1 protein-coding gene is annotated in these 1,270 nt (G+C 51.3%); it reads right to left on the bottom strand.

What is annotated here, in order from left to right:
- Positions 1-78 precede the first annotated feature (78 nt).
- A complete protein-coding gene (locus tag RUMCAL_RS09080; RefSeq protein ID WP_021682468.1) occupies positions 79-1,014 on the bottom strand; it encodes a hypothetical protein in 936 nt (311 codons plus the stop codon).
- Positions 1,015-1,270 lie beyond the last annotated feature (256 nt).

The following is a 1,270-nucleotide window of genomic DNA, read 5'->3' as shown; positions in this document are numbered from 1 at the left end:
GACGCTCTTTGTGCGGTATTGCCTAAAGACAACAGAAAAGCCTGTCCGTGCCATTAGGTGCAGACAGGCTTTTGCTTGTTAGGGCATTAGTTGTTTCTGAAAGATCTGCCCGTTCCACGGCGAAGAAACCGGCTGCTTTGTCGCCGGCTCTCGTGTGGCAGTCGCTACCGGCACATTGGTTTGCATGGCACACTGCATCTGAAAATCATGGGTGTACTGTACCACATGTGCCAGATAGACCGCATCGGCGGAATCCATAGTACCGTCAAAATTGGCATCGGCAACCAGCGAATCTGCTATGCGGTTCTGCATCAGCAATTCCACATCAGCACTGGTCAGCTGAAAATCGCCGTCCAGATCCCCCGCCATTTTCTGTATCTGAAACGGGTGAACTGCTGTGACGAAGTAGCCCTTTTCCAATGTCTTTGCATCGCCCAGATACTCCACATACCACGAGCCGGAGTCCAGCAGATACAGGCGTTTTTGCGTGGTGTCTGCATAATCTGCCAGTACATAGTGGTCGCTGCCGGAGGCGGTCGTCATTTGCAAAATGCAGCACCAACCGGCATTGGAACTATTTTCTGCACAGACTGTGTATGCCTGTTCCATGCGTTCTTCCGTGCTGCCGGACAGCCAGACAGTTTCTTCTCGGGTCAGGTATGCCGAATAGGCATCTGCTACCTGATCCATTTTGGTGCCGCTGCCGGAAAGGAGCTGGTTGGTAAAGGCGGTGTAATAGGTATAGGAATCCGAGAGCAGGTCCACGCCGGAAACCGGCAAGTGATAGCGGACGCTCATTTTGGCGAGGGCGTAATTCAGACAGCCGTCTGTATCGATTGCCGGCGTGTGGGTGTCCGGCGAAGCAAACTGCATCCACGATTCATAGGCGGCAATTGCCGGCTGTGCCGCACTGCCGCCGGAAGCAAATTCCTCCGCAGTCGTCGGCGTGGAACAGCCGGGAAAGAGAACCGCTGCGGTCAGGGCAGCGGCGAAAAGGCGATAAAATCGTTGCATAAAGACCTCCTGTTTTTACGTCATGTTTTATACGGCATAGTGCAGTATATGCCGCAATGCATGATTTCAGAACATGTGCAACACCGTATTGCCCTTTGTACAGTGCGATCTATGCTCTATTTCTATCCTACCCAGTTTTCTGGGAATTGTCAATTCAGAAAATCTGGCAGATTTGCAGGAAAATTTTCAGGATACCTTTTCAAACCGCAGAAAATATGGTATAATAAAGGCAATACCGCACAAAGATTGTGCGACA

The sequence above is a fragment of the Ruminococcus callidus ATCC 27760 genome (assembly GCF_000468015.1).
GTDB classification, from domain to species: Bacteria; Bacillota; Clostridia; order Oscillospirales; family Ruminococcaceae; genus Ruminococcus_C; species Ruminococcus_C callidus.
This window is presented reverse-complemented; position numbering and strand designations above follow the sequence as displayed.